Source organism: Streptomyces sp. NRRL S-31 (genome assembly GCF_000718775.1).
In the GTDB taxonomy this organism is placed as follows: Bacteria; Actinomycetota; Actinomycetes; order Streptomycetales; family Streptomycetaceae; genus Streptomyces.
The window spans coordinates 138,363-160,165 of record NZ_JOCB01000009.1; the positions used below are offsets into that span (position 1 = coordinate 138,363).

Annotated in this window: 23 protein-coding genes; 13 read left to right on the top strand and 10 right to left on the bottom strand. The window is 73.4% G+C overall.

The genetic code is table 11. The annotated features are described in order from the left end of the window. The first annotated feature begins 91 nt into the window (after positions 1-91). On the top strand, positions 92-466 hold the full coding sequence (locus IF37_RS0106225; protein ID WP_030737383.1) for a helix-turn-helix transcriptional regulator: 375 nt from the start codon (positions 92-94) through the stop codon (positions 464-466). Positions 467-568: 102 nt separating this feature from the next. Here the strand turns inward: IF37_RS0106225 and IF37_RS0106230 are convergent, their stop codons facing one another. Then, positions 569-1,903: an NADP oxidoreductase gene (locus tag IF37_RS0106230; RefSeq protein WP_030737389.1), complete on the bottom strand. Its 1,335-nt coding sequence runs from the start codon at positions 1,901-1,903 to the stop codon at positions 569-571. 217 nt (positions 1,904-2,120) lie between these two features. On the opposite strand from IF37_RS0106230, the gene IF37_RS45535 reads away from it, so the two are divergent. Beyond that, entirely contained in the window at positions 2,121-2,861 is a 741-nt protein-coding gene (locus tag IF37_RS45535) for a DUF6214 family protein (protein ID WP_030737395.1), read from the top strand. A gap of 115 nt (positions 2,862-2,976) precedes the next feature. On the opposite strand, the gene IF37_RS0106240 is transcribed toward IF37_RS45535, so the two are convergent. The 5 genes from IF37_RS0106240 to IF37_RS0106260 form a co-directional block, all read right to left on the bottom strand. Then, positions 2,977-3,645 (bottom strand): TetR/AcrR family transcriptional regulator, encoded by a 669-nt coding sequence (locus tag IF37_RS0106240; RefSeq protein WP_030737398.1) that lies wholly within the window; start codon positions 3,643-3,645, stop codon positions 2,977-2,979. A gap of 171 nt (positions 3,646-3,816) precedes the next feature. Next, on the bottom strand, positions 3,817-4,506 hold the full coding sequence (locus IF37_RS0106245; RefSeq protein ID WP_030737401.1) for an HAD family hydrolase: 690 nt from the start codon (positions 4,504-4,506) through the stop codon (positions 3,817-3,819). 10 nt (positions 4,507-4,516) lie between these two features. Then, positions 4,517-5,233 (bottom strand): phosphatase PAP2 family protein, encoded by a 717-nt coding sequence (locus IF37_RS0106250; RefSeq protein ID WP_079165578.1) that lies wholly within the window; start codon positions 5,231-5,233, stop codon positions 4,517-4,519. Between the two features lie 228 nt (positions 5,234-5,461). Continuing rightward, a complete protein-coding gene (locus IF37_RS0106255; protein WP_030737408.1) occupies positions 5,462-6,397 on the bottom strand; it encodes a M56 family metallopeptidase in 936 nt (311 codons plus the stop codon). A gap of 266 nt (positions 6,398-6,663) precedes the next feature. Continuing rightward, on the bottom strand, positions 6,664-7,215 hold the full coding sequence (locus IF37_RS0106260) for a DUF5134 domain-containing protein (protein ID WP_030737411.1): 552 nt from the start codon (positions 7,213-7,215) through the stop codon (positions 6,664-6,666). A 197-nt stretch (positions 7,216-7,412) separates the two neighbouring features. Between IF37_RS0106260 and IF37_RS0106265 the strand changes: the two genes are divergently transcribed. Together IF37_RS0106265 and IF37_RS0106270 are read left to right on the top strand one after the other, a co-directional pair. Beyond that, positions 7,413-9,089: an FUSC family protein gene (locus IF37_RS0106265; RefSeq protein WP_030737413.1), complete on the top strand. Its 1,677-nt coding sequence runs from the start codon at positions 7,413-7,415 to the stop codon at positions 9,087-9,089. After that, on the top strand, positions 9,086-9,682 hold the full coding sequence (locus IF37_RS0106270; RefSeq protein ID WP_030737415.1) for a MarR family winged helix-turn-helix transcriptional regulator: 597 nt from the start codon (positions 9,086-9,088) through the stop codon (positions 9,680-9,682). The genes IF37_RS0106265 and IF37_RS0106270 overlap by 4 nt, the downstream gene beginning before the upstream one ends. A gap of 214 nt (positions 9,683-9,896) precedes the next feature. Here IF37_RS0106270 and IF37_RS0106275 read toward each other — a convergent pair whose 3' ends face one another. Together IF37_RS0106275 and IF37_RS0106280 are read right to left on the bottom strand one after the other, a co-directional pair. Next, complete coding sequence (locus tag IF37_RS0106275) at positions 9,897-10,949, bottom strand: aldo/keto reductase (protein WP_030737417.1); 1,053 nt, start codon at positions 10,947-10,949, stop codon at positions 9,897-9,899. A 461-nt stretch (positions 10,950-11,410) separates the two neighbouring features. After that, complete coding sequence (locus IF37_RS0106280; RefSeq protein ID WP_030737420.1) at positions 11,411-11,803, bottom strand: VOC family protein; 393 nt, start codon at positions 11,801-11,803, stop codon at positions 11,411-11,413. A 71-nt stretch (positions 11,804-11,874) separates the two neighbouring features. On the opposite strand from IF37_RS0106280, the gene IF37_RS0106285 reads away from it, so the two are divergent. After that, on the top strand, positions 11,875-12,411 hold the full coding sequence (locus IF37_RS0106285) for a GNAT family N-acetyltransferase (protein ID WP_030737422.1): 537 nt from the start codon (positions 11,875-11,877) through the stop codon (positions 12,409-12,411). A 15-nt stretch (positions 12,412-12,426) separates the two neighbouring features. Here the strand turns inward: IF37_RS0106285 and IF37_RS0106290 are convergent, their stop codons facing one another. Beyond that, positions 12,427-13,110, bottom strand: coding sequence for a glycerophosphodiester phosphodiesterase family protein (locus IF37_RS0106290; RefSeq protein ID WP_079165579.1), 684 nt, complete (start codon positions 13,108-13,110; stop codon positions 12,427-12,429). 405 nt (positions 13,111-13,515) lie between these two features. On the opposite strand from IF37_RS0106290, the gene IF37_RS0106295 reads away from it, so the two are divergent. The 4 genes from IF37_RS0106295 to IF37_RS0106310 all read left to right on the top strand — a co-directional run bounded on the left by IF37_RS0106295 (position 13,516) and on the right by IF37_RS0106310 (position 17,437). Further along, entirely contained in the window at positions 13,516-14,913 is a 1,398-nt protein-coding gene (locus IF37_RS0106295; protein ID WP_030737428.1) for a DUF6421 family protein, read from the top strand. 41 nt (positions 14,914-14,954) lie between these two features. Beyond that, positions 14,955-15,701 carry an SDR family oxidoreductase gene (locus IF37_RS0106300; protein WP_030737431.1) on the top strand — a complete coding sequence of 249 codons (747 nt, stop codon included), beginning with the start codon at positions 14,955-14,957 and terminating at the stop codon, positions 15,699-15,701. Continuing rightward, positions 15,698-16,768: a low specificity L-threonine aldolase gene (locus tag IF37_RS0106305; RefSeq protein ID WP_030737433.1), complete on the top strand. Its 1,071-nt coding sequence runs from the start codon at positions 15,698-15,700 to the stop codon at positions 16,766-16,768. Before IF37_RS0106300 ends, IF37_RS0106305 begins: the two co-directional genes overlap by 4 nt. 78 nt (positions 16,769-16,846) lie before the next feature. Then, positions 16,847-17,437, top strand: coding sequence for a transglutaminase family protein (locus tag IF37_RS0106310; protein WP_030737436.1), 591 nt, complete (start codon positions 16,847-16,849; stop codon positions 17,435-17,437). A 144-nt stretch (positions 17,438-17,581) separates the two neighbouring features. Here the strand turns inward: IF37_RS0106310 and IF37_RS0106315 are convergent, their stop codons facing one another. After that, positions 17,582-18,310 (bottom strand): 1-acyl-sn-glycerol-3-phosphate acyltransferase, encoded by a 729-nt coding sequence (locus tag IF37_RS0106315; RefSeq protein ID WP_030737439.1) that lies wholly within the window; start codon positions 18,308-18,310, stop codon positions 17,582-17,584. A gap of 322 nt (positions 18,311-18,632) precedes the next feature. Here IF37_RS0106315 and IF37_RS0106320 point away from each other — a divergent pair, with 322 nt between their 5' ends. From IF37_RS0106320 to IF37_RS0106335, 4 genes are all read left to right on the top strand, one after another. Next, positions 18,633-18,959 (top strand): thioredoxin family protein, encoded by a 327-nt coding sequence (locus IF37_RS0106320; protein ID WP_030737442.1) that lies wholly within the window; start codon positions 18,633-18,635, stop codon positions 18,957-18,959. Between the two features lie 208 nt (positions 18,960-19,167). Next, on the top strand, positions 19,168-19,677 hold the full coding sequence (locus IF37_RS0106325; protein WP_030737448.1) for a flavin reductase family protein: 510 nt from the start codon (positions 19,168-19,170) through the stop codon (positions 19,675-19,677). A 216-nt stretch (positions 19,678-19,893) separates the two neighbouring features. Then, complete coding sequence (locus IF37_RS0106330) at positions 19,894-20,679, top strand: electron transfer flavoprotein subunit beta/FixA family protein (RefSeq protein ID WP_030737451.1); 786 nt, start codon at positions 19,894-19,896, stop codon at positions 20,677-20,679. Positions 20,680-20,731: 52 nt separating this feature from the next. Continuing rightward, complete coding sequence (locus IF37_RS0106335; protein WP_030737454.1) at positions 20,732-21,694, top strand: electron transfer flavoprotein subunit alpha/FixB family protein; 963 nt, start codon at positions 20,732-20,734, stop codon at positions 21,692-21,694. Positions 21,695-21,803 lie beyond the last annotated feature (109 nt).

The following is a 21,803-nucleotide window of genomic DNA, read 5'->3' on the forward strand; positions in this document are numbered from 1 at the left end:
GGTATCCATCGTACTATGAGAGATGTCAAACTACGATGTCTCTCGTACAATACTCATCACCGAGGGAATCCCGCGACGAAGGGCCGCCGCCGTGACCGACACCGCCACCACCGGCCGCGCACTGCCGCACCCGCAGCGGGAGCAGATCCGGCTGGAGTCCGTGCTGCACGCGCTCTCCGACCCGATGCGGCTCCAGATCGTGCGCGAACTGGCCGCCCGGGAAGCGGAGTTGTCCTGTTCGCAGTTCGATCTTCCGGTGACCAAGTCCACCACCACGCACCACTTCCGGGTGCTCCGGGAGAGCGGGGTCATCCGGCAGGTCTACCGGGGTACGGCCAAGATGAACGGGCTGCGCCGGGACGACCTGGACGGCCTCTTCCCGGGACTGCTCGACAGCCTCCTCACCGCGGCCGACCGACAGGCCGGCCGACTCGGCGACACCGGCCGGGCAGCCGTCGGGAGCTGAACGCCCGGGGCACCCGCGGGCCCGGGGCACCCGCCAACGCACCCGCGCCGCCGGACGCCGCCCACGGTCTACGGCACCTGCGCCGCCGCTACGTCGCGCGGGCTACCGCCCCCGCGCCGCCGCCAGCAGCGTGTCCCAGTCGGCCAGCTTGACGACGCTCCGTCCCAGCCTCGACCCCAGCTCGGCCTCGGCCCGCTCGATCGCGAGCCAGCCGTCCCACGGAACGGGGTCGACGCCCGCCGCCCGGAGCGCCGGGACCGGATCGGCCGGCACGTCCGTCCGGACGAGCGTGGGAGCGTCCGCGAGCACGGCGGCCGCCGTCTCCTTGGCGCAGGGCCGGTTGGTGCCGATGACCCCGGTCGGGCCGCGCTTGATCCACCCGGCGACGTACTCGCCGGGCGAGGGCACGCCGTCCCGCAGCACCCGGCCCTCCCGGTGCGGCACGGTGCCGCTGGCCGGGTCGAACGGCAGGCCCTCCAGCGGTACTCCGCGATAGCCCACCGAACGCAGCACCAGCTGTGCCGGCACGTCCTCGTACCGGCCCGTGCCGGTCACGCCGCCCCGGCCGTCCGGTGCCGTCCGCTCGAAGCGCACGGCACCCACCCGGCCGCCGACCGCGAGCAGTTCGACCGGCCGCAGGAAGAACCGCAGCCGGATCCGCCGCGCGGCTGCCGCGGAGGGCTGTGCCGCCCAGCCGCGCAGCACCTCCACGTTGCGCCGCGGCGCGGCCGGCAGGGCGTGGGGGTCGCCGGGATCGAGCGCCAGGTCGGTCTTGTCCACGGTGACCTCGACACCGGGCAGTGCGCCCAGCTCGCGCAGTTCCTTGGTGGTGAAACGAGCCTGCGCGGGGCCACGCCGGCCCACCATGTGCACCTCCGTGAGCCCGCTCGCCGCCAGGGTTTCCAGCGCGCCCTGCGGGATGTCCGTGGGGCGCAGTTCGGCGGCTCCCCGGACCAGCATCCGGACGACGTCCACCGCGACGTTGCCCACCCCGATGACCACCGCCGACCGGACCCCGCGCAGGAAGCCCGCGTCGGCCGCGTCCGGGTGGGCGCTGTACCAGGAGACGAACTCGGTCGCCGACCAGCTGCCGGGCAGCTCCTCGCCGGGAACGCCGAGCCGCCGGTCGGTGGCGGCGCCCACGCAGTACACCACCGCGTGGTAGAGCTCCCGCAGCCGCGCCGCCGGCAGACCGTCGGGACCGCCCACCCGGACCCCGCCGAGGAACCGCACCCGCTCGTGCTCCAGCACCGTCCGCAGGCTGCCCTGGAGGGACTTGATCTTCTCGTGGTCGGGGGCGACGCCGTAGCGGACCAGCCCGAAGGGGCAGGGCAGCCGGTCCAGAACGTCCACCAGTACCCCGGGGTCACGCTGGATCAGGCTCTGGGCGGTGTAACAGCCGCTCGGTCCGGAGCCTACGACGGCGACACGCAGCACAGCGGTACTCCTTGCCCGAAGGAGGGGCGTGCGGACGGTTCCAGCATGGCACTCCGGTGAACCCGGTGGCAGGGGCCGGTGGAGTGACGCGGACGCGCGCCCGCCGTGCCGGATGTGATCACTTGGTTACGTTTCGTGCGTGCTGGAAGCATCCTTTCTTGGCCTTTCCGATCGGACCGCGGAGGACGGCGCGGTCTCCGTGTGGCCCGCCTGGGAGGTGCGGGGGCACGGAGACACCACGGCGTGGTTCCATGTCCGACTGGCCTTTCCCGACGGTGCCTCGGTCGACGCGCTGGCCGTGCTGAACGCGGGGCGCGTCTCCATCGAGGACGTCAGAGCCGACCCGGCCCTGTCCCTCACCGACCTCAAGCTCCTCGCGGGCTGGATCGAGGCACCGCTGTCCGCGGCGTGCGGCACGGGTGGGCAGAGTGGGGGAGTGTGTCCGGAGGAGCGCCTGGACCGGGGCGCGGGGGAGCCGGGGAGCGGCAGCGGGGGCGGTGGCTGCCCGGCGGGGACGGCGGAAGGCCCAGGGGGCACCGGCCGCGCGACGGGGGCAGCCCCGGGACGCCCTGACTGCGGCGCGGAGGAAGGCCCGGGAGGCACCCGGGGCACCGGGGGCGCCGATCGCGGCGCGGCGCCGGGCGGAGCCGCGGCGGATGCCGAGCGTCCGGTGCGGCCGGACGTGGCCGGGGCGGGCGCCGGCTGTGCGGCGGGAGCGGGCGGAGCCGCCTCCGATGCCGCCGGCTGTGCCTGGTCGCGTCGCGCGCGGCAGACCTGGCCGCGTGGCATCGAGGGCCGCCGACTCCTCGCCGAGGAGTACCGCGCGGCGCAGGACGAGGGCCTCGATCCGGTGCTCGCGGTGATGGACGCGACCGGACACAGCCGTCGACGCGCCCTCCGCCTCATCGCCCGGGCCCGGGACGCGGGCTTCCTGCCGCCCCGCCACGCCCGCCGCTGACGCCCGCGCCGACGCCTTCGCCGCCGTCGAAGCCTTCACCGAGGCCGCCTCTTGCCGCCACGCCTTCACGAGGTCGGTACCGACGGCCACGCGCCGCGCAGGTGCGACGTGTTCGTCAGCAGTCGCTCGGCCGCTCCTCCGTGGCGAAGAACCGGGACAGGTCCCCGTCCTCCGCCCCCGCCTCCGGTTCGCTCTCCGGCGGCACGCCCATCTCCCAGTCCAGCCCGTACCGTTGGAACAGCTCGGCCCGCAGCACCGGAACGGGCATCGGCACCCCCGGCACCAGCGCCGAGTACACCGCGCCCATCAACAGGGCGCGCAGCATCGGGTAGTCGGCCGTGACGTCCTGCGCGCCGTAGCGGGCGACCGTGTCGCCGAGCAACTCCGCCAGCCTGCGCTGCTCCGGGCACTGCACGAAGCCCTCGGCCTGGAGCAGGCCCGCCATGTGCTGGCGCATCAGCACGGGCCGGTCCCGGGCCAGGCCCAGGATCGCGTCGACGGCCCGGGCCAGCCGCTCCCGGCCGTCCTCGGTGCGCGGCTCCCGCTCCAGCGCCTCCTCCAGCGTGCGGTGCATCAGCCGGTGCACGGCGGACTGCACCAACTGGCGTTTGCCGGGGAAGTAGTAGGACACCAGTCCGCGCGCCGAACCCGCCCGGTCCGCGATGTCGCCGAGCGTCGTGGCCTCGAAACCCCGCTCGTCCACCAACTCGACGGCGGCCTGGAGCAGCCGTTCCCGGGAACGCCGCCGCAATTCTTCATTGACCGAGGCGCTGCGCGGGGACATTCTGAAACTCCTGCGTTGACTGGCTGCCAGCCAACTATACTCAACGCAGCGGGGCAGCCCTGTGTTCCGGGGCTGCCCGGGCAGCCGTCCGTCTGGGGCGACGCGGGGGATCGTCTCAGACGGACGGCGTGGCCGACCGGCCGCCGGGCCGCATCGCCCGGCGCCGGCGGCTCAACCCACCAGGTCGAGCACCGGCAGCAGCGCGTCCGGGCGTTCGGGCGCCGGCAGATGGTCCACGAAGTGCACCCGGCAGCCGAGGGCGGTGGCGCCGCCGTCCGCCCTCCTGTTGTCGCCGACCATCAGCACCCCTCGCGGGTCGGCGCCCAGCGCCTCGCAGGCGATCGAGAACAGCCGCGGGTCCGGCTTCTGCACCCCGTGCTCGTACGACAGCGCGTACGTGTCCACGTACGCGTCGAGCCCGTGCGCGCGGAACACCGGGCGTGGGTCCCAGCCGATGTTGCTGACCACGCCCACCCCGATCCCGCGCTCGCGCAGGGTGCGCAGCACCTCGGGGGCGTCGGGGTACGGAGACCACGCGGCCGGCGTCATGTGCCGGTCGTACAGGGCGTCGTACAGCGCGGGATCCGGCAGCGGAACCCGGCGGGACACGCCCGTGTACGCCGCCCGGTGCAGTTCGGCGCTCCGGTCCCGGACCGCCCAGAGGTCCGCGAGGTCGCCGGGCGGCTCCGACGGCTCCGCGCCGCCCGGCAGCGCGCCCGCCGCCTCCAGTGCCCGTGCGGCCCGGACGAGTTCGGCCTCGGGGAGCGGGTGCCCGGCCTCGGTCAGCACCGCTCGCAGCCAGGACTCGGCGGGCTCGATGCGGAACAGGGTCCCGGAGAAGTCGAACAACACGGCGGTCATGCGCGGGACTTTACCCGCGTCGACCCGCCCGCGGCCCTGGCCGACGGTCCCACGGCCACTCGTACACCAGCACGGCGAGCGCCACCAGCAGCGCCCCGAACAGCCACCCGCCGAGCACGTCCGACGGCCAGTGGACGCCCAGCCAGACCCGGGTCACGCCCACCCCGGCCACGGAGACCAGTGCCGCCGTCACGGCCGTACGCCACAGGACGCGGCCCGGGCCGGCGCGGTGCAGCAGCCACAGCAGCAGGCCGCAGACCACGGTGGCGGTCAGCGCGTGGCCGGAGGGGAAGGCCGCGTAGTGGGCCGAGTCGACGGGGTCCGGCCAGACCGGACGGGGGCGGCCGACGGCGGCCTTCACCACCTGCTGCGCGAGCCCGGCCAGCGCGCAGGTGGCCGCCAGCCACAGCGCCGTCCACCAGGCCGCGCGGCGCCACACCAGCCACACGACCACCGCGGCGCACACCAGGCGCATGGTGAGCGGGTCCCACACCCAGTCCGTCAGCACCCGGAAGGCGTGGGTCACCTCGTGGTGGTGGACCGCCCAGCGGTGGGTGGTCCGGGAGAGGTCGCCGTCCGCGGAGAGCAGCGGGTGCCAGCGCACCGCGACGAGGACCAGCAGCAGGACCGAACAGACGCCGAGGGCGAGGGCGGCGCGGGCGGCCCTGCGGGACGCCGTCGAACGGCCGGGGGGCGGTGGCGGGGGAGTGGCGGGGCGATCGTGCATGCCGCGATCCTTGTTGATGAGGCGCCCGGGGCCAAGACCGGCATGGCCGGAGCAGGGCGCCCCGTCGACAAGGATCGCCGCCCTGACGCGCGGGCGGACCGTCGCCGGCCGTCGCGCGGGTCGCCGCCGTATCCGGCCGGCACCGACGGCCGGAGGTCGCCGGTCGCCGGGCCGCCGTGCCAACGGGCCGTCGGTCTCCGGGGCACTGCCCACCGGGCCGCTCCCGTGTCAGCCCAGTGCGCGCAACCCGGGTACCAGAGCCACCAGCGGCGGGATCACCGGCACCAGCGCGGCGCTGGCCGCCAGCCGCAGCCGTCGCGGTGCCGGCAGCCGGTCCGGAGCGGTCAGCAGCCGGTGCACACGCTGCGGCACATGCGCCTGCAGGGTCGGCCCGGGCCCGAACACGCCCCGTTCCTCGTTGAGTTCGACGAGGGCCAGGGCCGTCGTCAGCCGGCCGAAGCGCCGGGACGCCATGTCGTCGGCGGCCAGCTCGACCAGCCGGTGCATCTCGTCGCGGAACGCGGCGAACACCGGCACCCGCGGGAACCCGTCCGCCAACGCGGCCGAGCAGTGCAGCAGCCAGTCGTGCCGGGCCTGCGCGTGCCCCTGCTCGTGCGCGAGGAGCGCGTCGAGCCGACGCCCCCTCAGCCGGCGCAACGCGGCCGTGGTGACGACCAGCCGGGGCGCGGCGCCGGGCAGCCACCAGGCGTCGGGGCGGTCGCCCTCCAGCACCACGAGCCGGCCGCCCGTCGGCTCCTCGCCCGGCAACAGCGGTGCCCGCAGCAGCAGCTTGGCCCGCTGCCCGCGCCGCCTGACCCGGGTCCGGGCCACCTCGCGGATCAGCATCGCCAGGCTCCACAGGCCCGCGCAGGCGAGCAGCACGGCGGTCGGCGCCGCCCAGGGGCCCGCCGTACCGAGGGCATACGCGTCCACGACCCCGCGCGGCGCGGTGGCGAACACGTGCCAGCGCACCGCCTGCCAGGCAGCCGCCGCGCTGAGCGCCATCGACAGGGCGCAGCACAGCAGGACGGCCGCCACGGCGCACTGCCAGACCCAGAGGGCGACGACCGGCTCGCGGTCCGTCCAGTCGGCCCGGGCGAGCAGCCGCGGGGCGACGACGGAGGTCAGGGCGCCAATCAGCAGCAGGGCCACGGGGACCATCATGGGCAGCACCTTATGAGCGGCGAGCCGCTCGACGGTACGGTCCTCGGGACCGAAGTGACGCCCACAACGCGCGCGTTGCCGTGCCCCGCGTTGCCGTGCCCGTGTTCCACGCCCTGCGTTCCGCGTCCGGCCGTACCGCCGGTGGCCCTCCAGCCGCCCCCCGGCCGTCTCCCCGAAAAGTCCTCCAGCCGCCCCCTGGTCGTCTCCGCGAAAGGTCCTCCGGCCGCCCCCGGCCGTTCCACGCCCCGGGCGTCCGGGGCCGGGGCTCACATCGCCAGCAACATGGCCAGCATGCCGATCCCCATCGACAGCCGGCACGCGCGGGCCACCTCCGGGTGGTCGCCCCAGCCGCCCGGCGCGGTCCCGCCCGCCGGGGCGGCGGCGGGCACCAGCCGGGCGCCGGTGAGCAGCACGTACCCCGTGAAGTAGAGCAGGAGGACACCGGTGAGCAGCGGTACGCCGGTGCCGCCGTGCGCGTGGTGGGCGGCGGGCGGGGCCACCGACATCGCCACCGCCATGTAGACCATCGCGGCGCTGCCCACCAGGTGGTGCAGGTGGCGGGGGCCGCCGCGTGCGGCCCACAGCGCGTGCAGGGCCGTCGCGCCGAACACCGCCGCGTACACGGGCCAGGCCCATCTCGGCGGGGTGAAGACCGCGGCCGGTACGGCCATCGCGGCCATGCCGAAGCCCATCAGCGCCTCGCCGCCCGCCGCCCGGCGCTGCTCCTCGACGCCGCTGCGCATCCGCAGCAGACAGTAGGTCCCGGTCACCCCGCACAGCGCCACCAGCAGCCAGGCTGCCGTCACCGGTCCGTGCACGCGCGCCTCCCCGCTCGACGGTCGCCCCCAGGGACGCTCCACGGGTGCGATGCCCGGAGTCGGCGGAGCGCACGCGAGCGCATGGATGTACACGGGGTGCACGCGGGGGAGCACGGGCCGTGACCTCCGCGGCGCTCTGTGACGCGTGGAGCCCTCTCTCAATATTTTATGAGTAAAACACATGCTAAATTGTTGGTATGAGCAGTGCGACCCCCCACCGTCTTCCCCTCGCCGGAGTGCTCCGCCTCGGGCGCCCCTCCGACATCTGGTTCAAACCCGCGCTGAGCGTGGTCGCCGCGGTCGCGCCGCCCAACCTCACCCTGCTCGCGCTCGGCCGTCTCGACCTCGCCATGTACACGATGGCCGGATCGCTGTGCGCGCTCTACGGCCACAACCGGCCCTACGCCGCCCGGGCCCGCGCCCTGGCCTGGGTCGTGCTCGGCATGGTCGGCGGCCTCGCCGTCGCCCTGCTCGCCTCCGCCCTCACCACGAACGCCGCCGTCCTCGTCACCGTCGGCGCCGTCCTCGCGGCGGTCCAGAAGGCGGTGTGCGACGCCACCCGGATCGGACCGCCCGGCAACGTGGTCCTCACCTTCATCAGCTCCGCCTCGCTCTTCGCGCCGCAGACCCCCGGCCAGGTCCCCGGGCACGTCGGGCTGGCCCTGGCCGCCGGCGCCTGGGCCTGGCTGGTCGGCATGGCGCCCGGGCTGCTGCGCCCGCACGGCCCCGAGCGCCGCGCAACCGCCCAGGCCCTGACCGCCACCGCCGCGTACGCCGACACGCGCGGCACCGCCGACGGCCACGCCCGGGCCCGCGCCGCGAGCGCCGCCGCGATCCACGCCGCCTGGCAGTCGCTGCTCGCCGTCGGCGCCCGCCCCGACCGCACCCGCGGCGCCCTCCAGCAGCTCCTCGTCCGCGCCGAGGTGGCCCTGGCCGCGCCCGCCGACACCGACCCCGACCGGCTGCGCGCGTGGGCCCGCGAACTGCGCGGCACCGGCCGGGTGCCGCAGGTCGAGCAGCCTCGCGAGGCCGCCGACGAACTCCTCGGGATCGCCGCCGAACGCGCCGTGCCGCCCCGGTCCCCGTGGCAGCGTCTCGCCCCCTTCGCGCCGATCGCCGCGCGCACCGCCCTCGGCTGCGCCCTCGCCGGGTACGCCGCCCTCGCCCTCGGCGTCGGCCGCCCCTACTGGGCACTGGTCACCGCCGCCTCCCTCTACCAGGCCAACGTCACCCTCACCTGGAACCGGGGCGTCCAGCGGGTCGTGGGCAACCTCCTCGGCGTCCTCGCCTTCGCCGTCCTCGCCCCGCTCGCCCATCTGCATCCCGCCGCCCTGGTGCTGTGCTGCCTCGCCCTCAACTTCGGCGCGGAGGCGCTCATCGGTCGCAACTACTGGCTGGGCAGCGTCTGCGTCACCCCGATGGCGCTGCTCATCACCGAGTTCGCCCGCACCCAGGACCCGGCCGAACTGATCACCGACCGGGTCGTGGACACCCTCGTCGGCGCGCTGGTCGGCTTCGTCGCCGCCGTCGCCGTCACCAACCGGCGCGCGGGCGACCGCCTGGGGCACGCGCTCACCGCGGCCGAGCGCGCCCGGGAGAGTGCCGCCCGCCTGCTCGCCGAGCCGCACCCGGCGCCCCGCGCCCTGGAGTCCGCCCGCCGTACCCTCGCCGCCGCCCTGGTCGACCTGCGCGCCACCGCCGACGCCGCCGCCGGCGAGTGGTGGCAGCGCGCCCTGCCCGAGGAGCGGGTCGTGCTCGCCGAGCAGTCCGGACACCGTACGCTCGCGGCGACGGTACGGCGCCAGGGTTTCGTACCGCGGGACCCGTCCCGGGGCCAGGACCCGGGCAGGACGACGGAGGACATACGGCCATGACGGCGACGGACGGCGGACCGATGCCCGGGAGCGACGCGACCGGCAGGCCCGTGCCCGGTGCGGCACCCGCGGCGGGCACCGAGCCCGCGCGCGACGACACCGTCTCCGCCGTCGTCCGCCAGTGGCGGGCCGTCCACCCCCGGCTGGACACCGGCCCGATGGAGATCATCGGCCGGATCAACCGCTGCGCCGCCCTGCTCCAGCAGGCCGAGGACGCCCCGCTGCGCCGGGCCGGCCTGAGCCGCCCCGAGTTCGACCTGCTCGGCGCGCTGCGCCGGACCGGGCACGAACTGACCCCGGGCGAGCTGGCCCGGGAGACCTTCTCCTCCGGGGCCGCCGTCACCAAGCGGCTCAAGCAGCTGACCGAGCGCGGCCTGGTGGAACGGCGCGGCGACACCCGCGACCGCCGCGTCGCCCACCTCCGGCTCACCGACGCCGGACGCGATCTGGTCGACGGCATCCTGCCCGAGCAACTCGCGTACGAGACGGCCGTCCTGTCCGTCCTGCCCCCCGACGGCCAGGACGAACTGGCGGGCCTGCTGGCCGGCCTGCTCACGCGCCTGGAGGGCCGGGCGGGCCTGCCACCGGTCTAGGGGGTTTCGTTCGGGTCAGTTCGGATCAGGCCGCGGCGTCCGGTGCGGTGCATCGCAAGGCGGAGGATCACCCGTGTACCGGGCGTACTCGGGTGGTCCGACAACGCGGCGTGGGGGTCCCCGGCCGAAGGCTGGGGGAGCGCCGTGCCGGGCGTCGCGGCCCCGGGCTGATCCAAACGAAGCCCCCGGCCCTGTCGTCGAACTCCCGCCTGCCTCAGAGGACGTCGTGCACCGTACGGCGGTGCGTGGAACGACGGTCCTCGATGTCCGGCCAGCGGTCGCCGTACACGTTGCGGGTGACGTGCGTCTCGCGCAGGAAGTCGTGCGGGAACCCCAGCGGGACCGCGCTCACCTCGTCCAGGCGGGCCCGCGCGTCCGTGTCGAGCCGGACCCCGGTGCTCGCCAGGTTGTCCGCGAGCTGTTCCGGCCTGGTGGCCGACACGATCGGCACGATGTTCCCGGGGCGGCCCAGCAGCCAGGCCAGGGCCACCTGCGCCGGACTCCAGCCGCCCGACTCGGCGATCTCCAGGACCGCGTCGACGACGTCCTCCTCCCACGCCGCGGGCCGTTCGCCCAGCACGTCCAGCCGGCCCCGCTGCCCACGCCGGTACTTCCCGGTGAGCCGGCCCGCCGCCAGCGGCGCCCAGGCGCACACGGCGTGGTCGAACGCCCGCGCCTGGGGCAGGAGTTCACGCTCCGGGGTGCGGTCCAGCAGGCTGTAGCGCAATTGCGAACCCGCGAAGCACGTCCAGCCGCGCAGCTCGGCAAGGGTGTCGGCCTGGGCGATCTCCCACGCCGGCCAGTCCGACACGCCCACGTAGAGCACCTTGCCCGTGCGCACGAGGTCGTCCAGGGCGCGCATCACCTCCGCCACCGGCGTGAAGTTGTCCCGGGCGTGCACCCACAGCACGTCGAGCCGGTCGGTGCGCAGCCGGGTCAGGCTGTCCTCGACCGATCGCACGAGGTTCTTGCGGTGGTTGCCCGCGGCGTTGGGGTCACCGTCACGGGTGCTGCAGGTGTACTTGCTCGCCAGCACGAACCGGTCGCGGCGGCCGGCCAGCAGCTCGCCGAGGATCCGCTCGGAGGCGCCCGAGGCGTAGATGTTCGCGGTGTCGACGAAGTTCCCGCCCGCGTCGGCGTAGGTGTCGAGAATCCGGGCGCCGGTCTCCTGGTCGGCGCCCCAGCCCGACTCCTCCCCGAAGGTCATCGTGCCCAGCGCCAGCTCGCTGACGCGCAGACCGGTCCGTCCGAACAGTGTGTACCGCACGTGTGCTCCCTTTCGGCAGGTGGTGTGAGCGACGCTAGGAGCTGGAGCGCCCTCGAAGGCAAGACCGCCGTGGCCTCCTCGGCCTCCCCGCCCGCCCGCGCGCCTCGGGACCGGCACGGGCACGGCTACCGCGGCGGCCGACTGGCCGCCGGGCCGCGGCGTCACCGGGCCGCGCCTCCGGCGGGTCGTGTCGCCGACGGGGCGCGGCCTTGCGGGACGGACCGGGGGCGAGCCGCGGACGCGTCCCGGATACCCGGATACGGCGCCGTCGCGGCGCGCGCGGCGGGAAGCCCGAGGAACCGGCCCGCCCGCCCGCGCGGCGCGAAGTCCGACGACCATCCCGCACCGCCCGCCCGCCGCGAACGCCGAGCGCGCCCAGGAACCGATACCGGCCGCGCCCGCGCCCACCGACCCCACCCGGCACACCGCGCCCCGGCGGCCTCCGTGGAAGCGGGAACCCCCTAGATCCCGGGCCGGTACCGCAAGGGGTGGTCCGACGGGATCTCCACCAGGACGATCCGCGTGCCGTCCGGGTCGGCGATCCACATCTCGACCAGGCCCCACGGCTCCTGCACCGGAGGCCGGACGATCTCCACGCCCCGCGCCCGCAGCTCCTCGCACGCCGCCGTCGCGTCCTCGACCTGCAACCACAGCTGCACCGCCGGCGAGGCCGGCACGTCGGACCGGCCGGAGAGTTCCAGGAAGCCGCCGCCGAGGAAGTAGACCGTGCCGCGCTCGGGGCCGGTACCGAACTCGCGGTAGACGGACAGGCCGAGCCGCTCGCCGTAGAAGGCACGGGAGCGCTCCGGATCGGTGGGCCGGATCAGGGTCCGGCTGCTCAGTACATGCACCATGCGGGGGGAGCCTAGCGGCAGCGTTACCCTCATCGGTGCCCCAGCCACGCCCGAGACGGGAGACCCCTGCCATGGACACCGCCACCGGACTCACCTTCCGCGACGCCACCGACGCCGACGTGGACGTCCTCGTCGCGCTGATCGAGTCGGCGTACCGGGGCGACAGCAGCCGGGCCGGGTGGACCACCGAGGCGGACCTCCTGGAGGGGCAGCGGACCGACCCCGAGGGCGTACTGGCGGTGATCAAGGCGCCCGACAGCCGGTTGCTGGCCGTGGAGCAGGCCGGCCGCGTCGTCGCCTGCTGCCAGCTGGAGCACCGCGGCGACCACGCGTACTTCGGCATGTTCGCGGTGAGCCCCGCCCTCCAGGGCGCGGGTCTCGGCAAGGCCGTCATGGCGGAGGCGGAGCGCCGGTGCCGTGAGACGTGGGGCGTCACCGAGATGCGCATGACCGTGATCTCCGTGCGCGAGGACCTGATCGCCTGGTACGAGCGCCGCGGCTACCGCCGTACGGGAAAGACCTCCCCGTTCCCGTACGGCGACGAGCGCTTCGGCATCCCGCGCCGCGCCGACCTGGAGTTCGAGCTGCTGGTCAAGACGCTCGCCTGAGCGTCCCCGGCACCGTCACGCGGTGAAGCGGCCGGTGCGTTTGATCTCCGGGTAGTCGGTCGTCGCCCCGTCCAGTTCCAGGGCGCGCACCAGCCGCAGCTGGTCCTGGGTGTTGACCACCCAGCCGATGATCCGCAGCCCGGACGCGCGCGCGTGCTCGACGGTCTCCAGGGTGAGCCGGCGGATGTTCAGACACACCGTCGCGGCACCCACCGCGACCGCGCGGTCCACCACGTCGGTGCCGTACCGGCTCGCGATCAGCGCGGTGCGCACGCCGGGCACCAGCCGCGCGATCTCGGCGACCGCCTCGTCGTGGAACGAGGAGACCTCCACCCGCGTGGTCAGGTCCCGCGCGCGCATCACCTCGGCCAGCGCGCGCGCCGCCGCCACGTCCTTGATCTCGGCCTGCAACGGCGCGCGTACCGCCTCCAGCACCTCCTCGAACACCGGCACGCGCTCCCCGCGGCCCGCGTCCAGGGCACGCAGCTCCGCGAGGGTCTTCTCGGCGACCGGTCCGGAGCCGTCGGTCGTACGGTCCACCTCCGCATCGTGCATGACGACCAGGGCGCCGTCCTTGCTCAGGTGCAGATCGAGTTCGATCAGGTCCAGGCCGGCCCGCTGCGCGGCGAGGAAGGAACGGAGGGTGTTCTCGGGCTCGACGCCCATGACCCCGCGGTGACCGATGGTAAGGAAGTTCAAGGTTCAACTCGCTTCCGTCGACGGCGGATCGGCGACGCGCGGACCGACGGACCCGTGCGGGACGTCGTCGTCCACGCGGCAAGGCCGCAGCCTAATGGCCGTGCCGAGCGTTGAACCCGTGGCTGCGCCGGGCATTCGGGGACCGGGGCAAGTGCCCGTTGGCCGGTATGCGTCCTGGCTGTCACCCTCCCGTGGGCGAGTCCTCCACGCCCTTGACCGACCGGACCGCCGCCGCGCGAGCGTTCCGGGCCGTTGGCGGAAGTGAGCGCCGTCACGGTTTGCCACAGGAAAAACATCGGTGACCAAGGGGATCGACAGAATAATTTCCCGAGCAAGCTCTTGCTGGGAGAAACCGGGTATGCATACGGTGTCCATACGCGAGGTTCTCCCGTGGAGGATGGGGTCATGACGGAAATTCTTGTGCAGGCGACCGCGGAGGAGCAGGTTCCTTCGCTGACCAGGGTGGTTGAGCATCCGGCCTGGACCGTGCTCAAGGATGCCGTGGAGCAGATCCGGCCATGGCAGGCGAAGGACGGATCGATAGACCTCGACGCCGAGGGGGCCCCGTCGCGGGCCGAGGCCGTGGCGGCCGTCGAGCGTGTCGCCGGCGCCGTCGAGCGGCTCTCCCCGCTGCTCCCGCACGACACCGCCTACCACCAGGCCCTCGTGAAGGACCTGCGCCGCTGGGCCGAGGGCGGCTTCGCGGTCCCGGACTTCCTGGACTCCCTGCTGGCCTTCCAGCCCGCTGCGAACCGCGCGGACGGCCTCCAGCACCTGGTCGTCTTCCCGATGTACACGCAGAACGGCAATCCGGACCGCAACCTGGAGGCGGTCGTGCTGCGCATGGTCTGGCCGGACTGGCTGGCCGAGCTGGAGCGCACCCGCTACGACAACCCGCTGTTCTGCGGCATCACCTTCGAGGACTTCACCTCCGGCTACGACACCAACTCCGCCGTCCTCTTCCCGGAGACCATCGCCGTCCGTGAGGCGCCGGAACGTTTCTCCTGGGGTGGCATCTTCTGCGACCGCGAGGCCGCCCGCTTCCGCCGGGTCACCGAGGCCGCCGTCGACATCCTGGGCCTGGAGCTGCCCGAGGACATCGCCGCGATGGTCCACGACCAGAAGCGCTGCGAAGAGGCCTTCGTGCTCTGGGACATGGTGCACGACCGCACCCACAGCCACGGCGACCTGCCGTTCGACCCGTTCATGATCAAGCAGCGCCAGCCGTTCTGGATGTACGGCCTGGAGGAGCTGCGCTGCGACCTCACCGCCTTCAAGGAGGCCGTGAAGCTCCAGGCGGACGGCGTTCCGCAGGCTCGTGACGTGCAGTACGCGGTGCTCTTCGACCGCATGTTCCGCTTCCCGGTCACCGGCGACCGCACCCGCAACTACGACGGCCTCGGCGGCCAGCTGCTCTTCGCCTACCTGCACAAGCACGACGTCGTCCGCTGGACGGACAACAAGCTCTCCATCGACTGGGAGCGCGCCCCGCAGGTCACCAACCAGCTGTGCGCCGAGATCGAGGGCCTCTACAAGGACGGCATCGACCGCCCGAAGCTGGTCCACTGGTTCGCCGGCTACGAGCTGGTCTCCGCCTACCTCTCCCCGCACCCCGGCTCCAAGTGGGCAAAGGGTCCGGACGCCCTGGACATGACCCTGCCGCCGCGCAAGCTCGTGGACGACGTGCTTCCGGACGAGTTTCCGCTCAGCATGTTCTATGAGGCATTGTCGAAGAAACTGAAGAACGTGATCGCCTCCACGAAGGGCATCACCGCGGCGGGCGCCGCGCGGCTCGCCGCGTGAGCGACGGCCTTCAGAACAGGGTTCAAGAGGGGAAGAACATGGTGGGGAACAGGTCTCTCAGTGGTGCGGTGATCGCGGTGGCCGGCGCGGGCGGTCCCGCCGGGCACGCCACGCTGGTCCGGCTCGCCGAGGCGGGCGCGGTAGTCGTCGGCGCCGACAACAACCCCGAGCGCCTGGCGGAGGCCGTCGACGCGGCCCGCTACGCCGGCGGCGGTGCCACGGTCACCGGCGAGACCGTCGACCTGCTCGACCTGGGGTCCTCGCGCGACTGGGCCGCGCGTATCGAGAAGGACCACGGCCGGATCGACGGTGTGGTCCACCTCGTGGGCGGCTGGCGCGGCAGCGCCGGCTTCGCCGAGACCGACCTCGCCGACTGGGACCTGCTGGAGAAGCTGCTCGTCCGCACCGTCCAGCACACCTCCCTCGCCTTCTTCGACGCCCTCCAGCGCAGCGACCGCGGCCGGTACGTGCTCATCAGCGCCGCCGGCGCGTCGAAGCCGACCGCGGGCAACGCGGCGTACTCCGCGGCCAAGGCCGCGGCGGAGGCCTGGACGCTCGCGATGGCCGACGGCTTCCGCAAGGCCGGGGGCGAGTCGGGCCCGCGCTCGGCGGCTGCGATCCTGGTGGTCAAGGCGCTGGTGCACGACGCGATGCGCGCCGAACGCCCCAACGCGAAGTTCGCGGGCTTCACGGACGTCAAGGACCTGGCCGAGGCCGTCGAGAACGTCTGGCACAAGCCCGCCGCCGAAGTGAACGGAAACCGTCTGTGGCTGACCGAGAAGCCGTGAACCACGCCGAGACCGACGCGCACCGCCATCACGACCCGCGCGTCCGCGGCTTCGCCAGCGACAACTACGCCGGAGCCCACCCCGAGGTGCTGGCCGCCCTGGCCCTGGCCAACGGCGGCCACCAGGTGGCGTACGGCGAGGACGACTACACCGAGCACCTCCAGGGCATCATCCGCGGCCACTTCGGTGCCACCGCGGAGGCCTTCCCGGTCTTCAACGGCACGGGCGCCAACGTGGTGGCGCTCCAGGCCGTCACCGACCGCTGGGGCGCGGTGATCTGCGCCGAGAGCGCGCACATCAACGTGGACGAGGGCGGTGCGCCCGAGCACATGGCCGGGCTGAAGCTGCTCACCGTGCCCACGCCCGACGGCAAGCTCACCCCGGAGCTGATCGACCGGCAGGCCTGGGGCTGGGAGGACGAGCACCGGGCCATGCCGCAGGTGGTGTCGATCACCCAGTCCACCGAGCTGGGCACCCTCTACACGCCCGAGGAGATCCGCGCGATCTGCGAGCACGCCCACGCGCACGGCATGCGGGTGCACCTGGACGGCTCCCGGATAGCCAACGCAGCCGCCTCCCTGGGCGTGCCCATGCGGACGTTCACCGCCGACGCCGGCGTGGACATCCTCTCGCTGGGCGGCACGAAGAACGGCGCGGTGTTCGGCGAGGCGGTCGTCGTCATCGACCAGGACGCGGTGCGGAACATGAAGCACCTGCGGAAGATGTCGATGCAGCTGGCCTCCAAGATGCGCTTCGTCTCCGTGCAGCTGGAGGCCCTGCTCGCCAAGGACCTGTGGCTGCGCAACGCCCGCCACGCGAACGAGATGGCCCAGCGGCTCGCCGAGGGCGTCCGCGCGGTGCACGGCGTGGAGATCGTCCACCCGGTCCAGGCCAACGCCGTCTTCGCCCGGCTGCCGCACGACGTGGCCGAGCGGCTGCGCGAGCGGTTCCGGTTCTACTTCTGGGACGAGTCCGCCGGTGTGGTGCGCTGGATGTGCTCCTTCGACACCACGGAGGACGACGTCGACACGTTCGTGGCCGCCCTGAAGGAAGAGATGGCCCACTGACACGCGCTTATGCATAGGTATGCGGTCACCTGAAAAATCATTGACGCTCGGGTGATCGTATTCCTATGCTCTGCGGGCATGGAGCCGATCCAGAACACAGCGGATCTTTCGGCCTACTTGGCCGCCGACGAGGCCGTCGACCACCATCACCCAGTGGTCCGCGAGACGGCCGCCCGCCTTGCCGTAGAGGTCGCCGACTCGTATGAATATGCGAGGGCCGCCTATGAGTTCGTCCGGGACGCCATCCCGCACTCCGCGGACTCGGGCGACCTCCGCGTCCCCTGGCGCGCCTCCGACGTGCTGACCCTGCGCACGGGCGTCTGCCACGCCAAGTCCCATGCCCTGGCCGCTCTGTTGCGGGCCGAGGACATCCCGACCGCCCTGTGCTACCAGCACCTCATCGACGACGGGGGCCGACGCGTGGTCCACGGGCTGGTCGCCGTCCGCTTCCATGGTGCCTGGCACCGGCAGGACCCCCGTGGCAACAAGCCGGGCGTCGACGCCCGGTTCTCCCTGGACGGCGAGCGGCTGGCCTGGGTACCGGACCCCGCCGCCGGGGAGGCGGACCATCCCGTTCTGTACGCCGAGCCCCATCCGGCCGTCCTCGCCGCCCTGCGCGCCGCCCCCGACCGGGCGCACCTGAGCCGGACCCTTCCGGACAGCCTCTGAAGCGCGGCCGGTGGACCGGGCGGGCGGCGGCCCGGTCGCCCGGGGCGGAGGTCCGCCCGGAATCCCGGCCCAGGTCCTGGCGTCGCACTCCCGCCGTCCGCCCGGACGGCGGGAGTGCGACGCCAGGACCTGGTGCCGTCGGCCTCAGTGCGCCTCGGCCGCGCGCAGTTGTTCGACCGTCGGCGCCGCGCCGCCCAGGTGCGCGGGCAGCCACCAGGAGTCCTCCAGACCCCTGGGCCGCCCCGGGTAGGCGCGCTGGGCGGCGTCCAGGAGTTCCTGGACGCGCTCGCGCAGCCGCCGGGTGATGGCACCGGCGTACTGGTCCCGGGGTGCCTCCACCGCCTCGCCTACGCGGATGGTGACGGGCAGGTGGCTGCGCCTGAAGTTGCGGGGGTGCCCCTTCGTCCAGAGCCGCTGCGTGCCCCACACCGCCATCGGGATCAGCGGGACGCCCGCCTCCTGGGCCAGCCGGGCCGCACCGGACTTGAAGCTCTTCAGCGTGAACGACTGCGAGATCGTGGCCTCCGGGAACACCCCGATGACCTCACCGGAGCGCAGCGAGCCCAGCGCGTGCTCGTACGCCGCCTCGCCCTGCGCGCGGTTCACCGGGATGTGCTTCATCCCGCGCATGAGTGGCCCGGAGATCCGGTGCCGGAAGACGGACTCCTTCGCCATGAAGCGCACCAGGCGCTTCTGCGGCAGCGCGGCCAGACCGTTGAAGATGAAGTCCAGATAGCTGATGTGATTGCTCACCAGCACGGCGCCGCCCGAGCGCGGGATGTTCTCCGACCCCTGGCAGTCGATCCTCAGGTCCCAGACCTTGAACATCGTCTTGGCGAAACCGATGACGGGACGGTAGACCAGCTCTGCCATGGGCGGGGCGGACCCTTTCTGCTCTGCTCGGGGAAGGGGCTCCCGGCGGGAAAGTTACGCAGCCGTAGGTTTACGGCGTCTCGCAGATCGTGCCCGAGAAACGAACCGGGAGCCAGCCCTGGCGCCTCGCGGCGGCGAGATCCTCGTCACGTCGGCCTACATCCCACCTCGGATAGCTAAATCCCCTTTCCTCTGCCCCGAGGCGCCGACGGGAATCTTCGCGGCCCCGTGACCGCTGCTATGGGGGAAGACCGGACCGGTGGCGCTCCCCGACGGGTGCCCGCCGTGGACAAGCCGCGCGCGCGGCGGAACGGGAGAGCGGGTGCACGGGCGGGACGACGGCAAGCGGCTCGGGGTGGCCGAACTCGGCGCCGAACTGGGGGAGCGCGCCACCCTGGTGCAGTTCTCCAGCGCCTTCTGCGCGCCCTGCCGGGCCACCCGGCGGGTGCTCGGCGAGGTCGCCGGGATGGTCCCGGGCGTGACCCACGTCGAGATCGACGCGGAGGCCCATCTGGACCTCGTGCGGGCGCTGGAGATCCTCAAGACGCCCACCGTCCTGGTCCTGGACGCCTGCGGAAGGGTGGTGCGGCGCGCCACCGGACAGCCGCGCAAGGCCGACGTCATCGCGGCCCTGGCAGCGGCCGTGTGAACGGCCGCGAGGGGGCCGCGCCTTCGTTTCCGCCCCCCGGAACCCGCTTGACTGTACGTCCCACCTATCGTCAGTCTGACCGTATGCCGACCGAACTCCTTCTCTACGGGCGGGTCCACATCGACCTCGCCCGCACCGCGAGCGCGCGCTGTCCCGTCCGTTGAGCACCCGCGACCCCGCTCGTGACCTCCGGCAGAAGGACACCTCCATGACGGCCACACCCGGCCTCGGCACCCCTCGGCTCGCCTCCCCGGAACTGCTGCGCTCCACCTTCCGCCGGCACGCCGCCGGCGTCGCGGTGATCACGGCGCGCGGTGCCTCCGGACCCGTCGGCTTCACCGCCACCTCCCTCACCTCCGTCTCCGCCGAGCCGCCGCTGGTCTCCTTCGGCATCGGCACCGGAGCCTCCAGCTGGCCCGCGATCGCCGAGACGGACCACGTCGGCGTGCACATACTCGGCGAGCACCAGAGCGACCTGGCCGGCACCTTCGCGCGCAGCGGCGCCGACCGCTTCGGCACGCCCACCGCCTGGCGGGAGGGCCCGGAAGGGGTTCCGGTGCTGGACGACGTGCTCGCCTGGCTGGTCTGCCGGATCGTCGGGCGGGTCCCGGCCGGCGACCACCGGATCGTGCTCGCCGAGGTGGTCCTCGGCGATTCCTCGGGCACCGGACGCCCGCTCCTCTACCACCAGGGCCGCTTCAACGGGCTGCGGGACTGATCACCCGCCCCACCTCGGCGGGACCGTCGAGTTCCGGTTACGCTGCGTTGCGAAGGTCACAGTTCAAAGCGCTTGCTTAGCGGGCAGGAACTGGGTGTACTGACGAGTAATATCTCGTTCGGAGCGCGCGGACGCCCCGACCGGGATCGGCCGCTTGAGGCGCCTATGCTGCCTGCAAGAGGCAGCCCGAAATGACGATGCAGTAGGAGAGCCGGCGTGAGCTTGAGGATCGTTGTCACTGTGAAGTACGTGCCCGACGCCACTGGCGACCGGCACTTCGCCGATGACCTGACCGTCGACCGCGACGACGTGGACGGTCTGCTCTCCGAGCTGGACGAGTACGCGGTCGAGCAGGCGCTCCAGATCTCGGAGAACGCGGACGACGCCGAGGTCACCGTGCTGACCATCGGCCCCGAGGACGCCAAGGACGCGCTCCGCAAGGCCCTGTCGATGGGTGCCGACAAGGCCATCCACGTCGAGGACGACGACCTGCACGGCACCGACGCCATCGGCACCTCCCTGGTGCTGGCCAAGGCCATCGAGAAGGCCGGTTACGACCTGGTCGTCTCCGGCATGGCCTCCACCGACGGCACCATGGGTGTCGTCCCCGCGCTGGTCGCCGAGCGGCTCGGCGTCCCGCAGGTCACCCTGCTGTCCGAGGTCTCCGTCGAGGACGGCACGGTCAAGGGCCGCCGCGACGGTGACGCAGCGTCGGAGCTGCTGGAGGCGCAGCTCCCGGCGGTCGTGTCGGTCACCGACCAGTCGGGCGAGGCCCGCTACCCGTCCTTCAAGGGCATCATGGCGGCCAAGAAGAAGCCGGTGGAGTCCTGGGACCTGTCCGACCTGGACATCGAGGCCGAGGAGGTCGGCCTGGACGGTGCGTACACCAAGGTCGAGACCGCGACCGAGCGCCCGGCCCGCACGGCCGGCACCATCGTCAAGGACGAGGGCGAGGGCGGCAAGCAGCTCGCCGAGTTCCTCGCGGGCCAGAAGTTCATCTGAGGCCCGTTTCCGCTGACCGCCCCTCACCTTCCTCAAGCAGGAGAGCAATCCCATGGCTGAAGTCCTCGTCTACGTCGACCACGTGGACGGTGCCGTCCGCAAGCCCACCCTGGAGCTGCTGACCCTGGCCCGCCGCATCGGCGAGCCGGTCGCCGTCGCGCTGGGCAACGGCGCCGCCGACACCGCCGCCACGCTCGCCGAGCACGGCGCGGTGAAGGTCCTCACCCACGACGCCTCCGAGTACGCCGACTACCTGGTCGTGCCCAAGGTGGACGCCCTCCAGGCCGCCCACGAGGCCGTCTCCCCGGCCGCCGTGCTGGTCCCGTCCTCCGCCGAGGGCAAGGAGATCGCCGCCCGCCTCGCGCTGCGCATCGGCTCCGGCATCATCACCGACGCCATCGACATCGAGGCCGGTGACGAGGGTCCGGTGGCCACCCAGTCGGTGTTCGCCGCGTCCTTCACCACCACGTCCCGGGTCGTCAAGGGCACCCCGGTCATCACCGTCAAGCCGAACAGCGCCGCCGTCGAGGCCGCTCCGGCCGCCGGCGAGGTCGAGGCCCTGACCGTGTCCTTCTCCGAGCAGGCGACCGGCACCAAGGTCACCGGCCGCACGCCGCGTGAGTCCACGGGCCGCCCGGAGCTGACCGAGGCCGCGATCGTGGTCTCCGGCGGCCGTGGTGTGAACGGCGCCGAGAACTTCTCGATCATCGAGGCGCTGGCCGACTCCCTCGGCGCGGCCGTCGGCGCCTCGCGCGCCGCCGTCGACGCCGGCTGGTACCCGCACACCAACCAGGTCGGTCAGACCGGCAAGTCCGTGTCCCCGCAGCTGTACATCGCCAACGGCATCTCCGGCGCCATCCAGCACCGCGCCGGCATGCAGACCTCGAAGACCATCGTCGCCGTCAACAAGGACGCCGAGGCCCCGATCTTCGAGCTGGTCGACTACGGCGTCGTCGGCGACCTGTTCGACGTCGTTCCCCAGCTGACCGAGGAGATCAAGACCCGCAAGGGCTGAGCTCCCTCCGCCGTACGAGGCCCCCGTGACCGCGCAGACGGTCACGGGGGCCTCTTCGCGTCCTGACGGCGCTCGCCGGGGCGGCGCGGGCGCGGAGTGCTGTACTGGA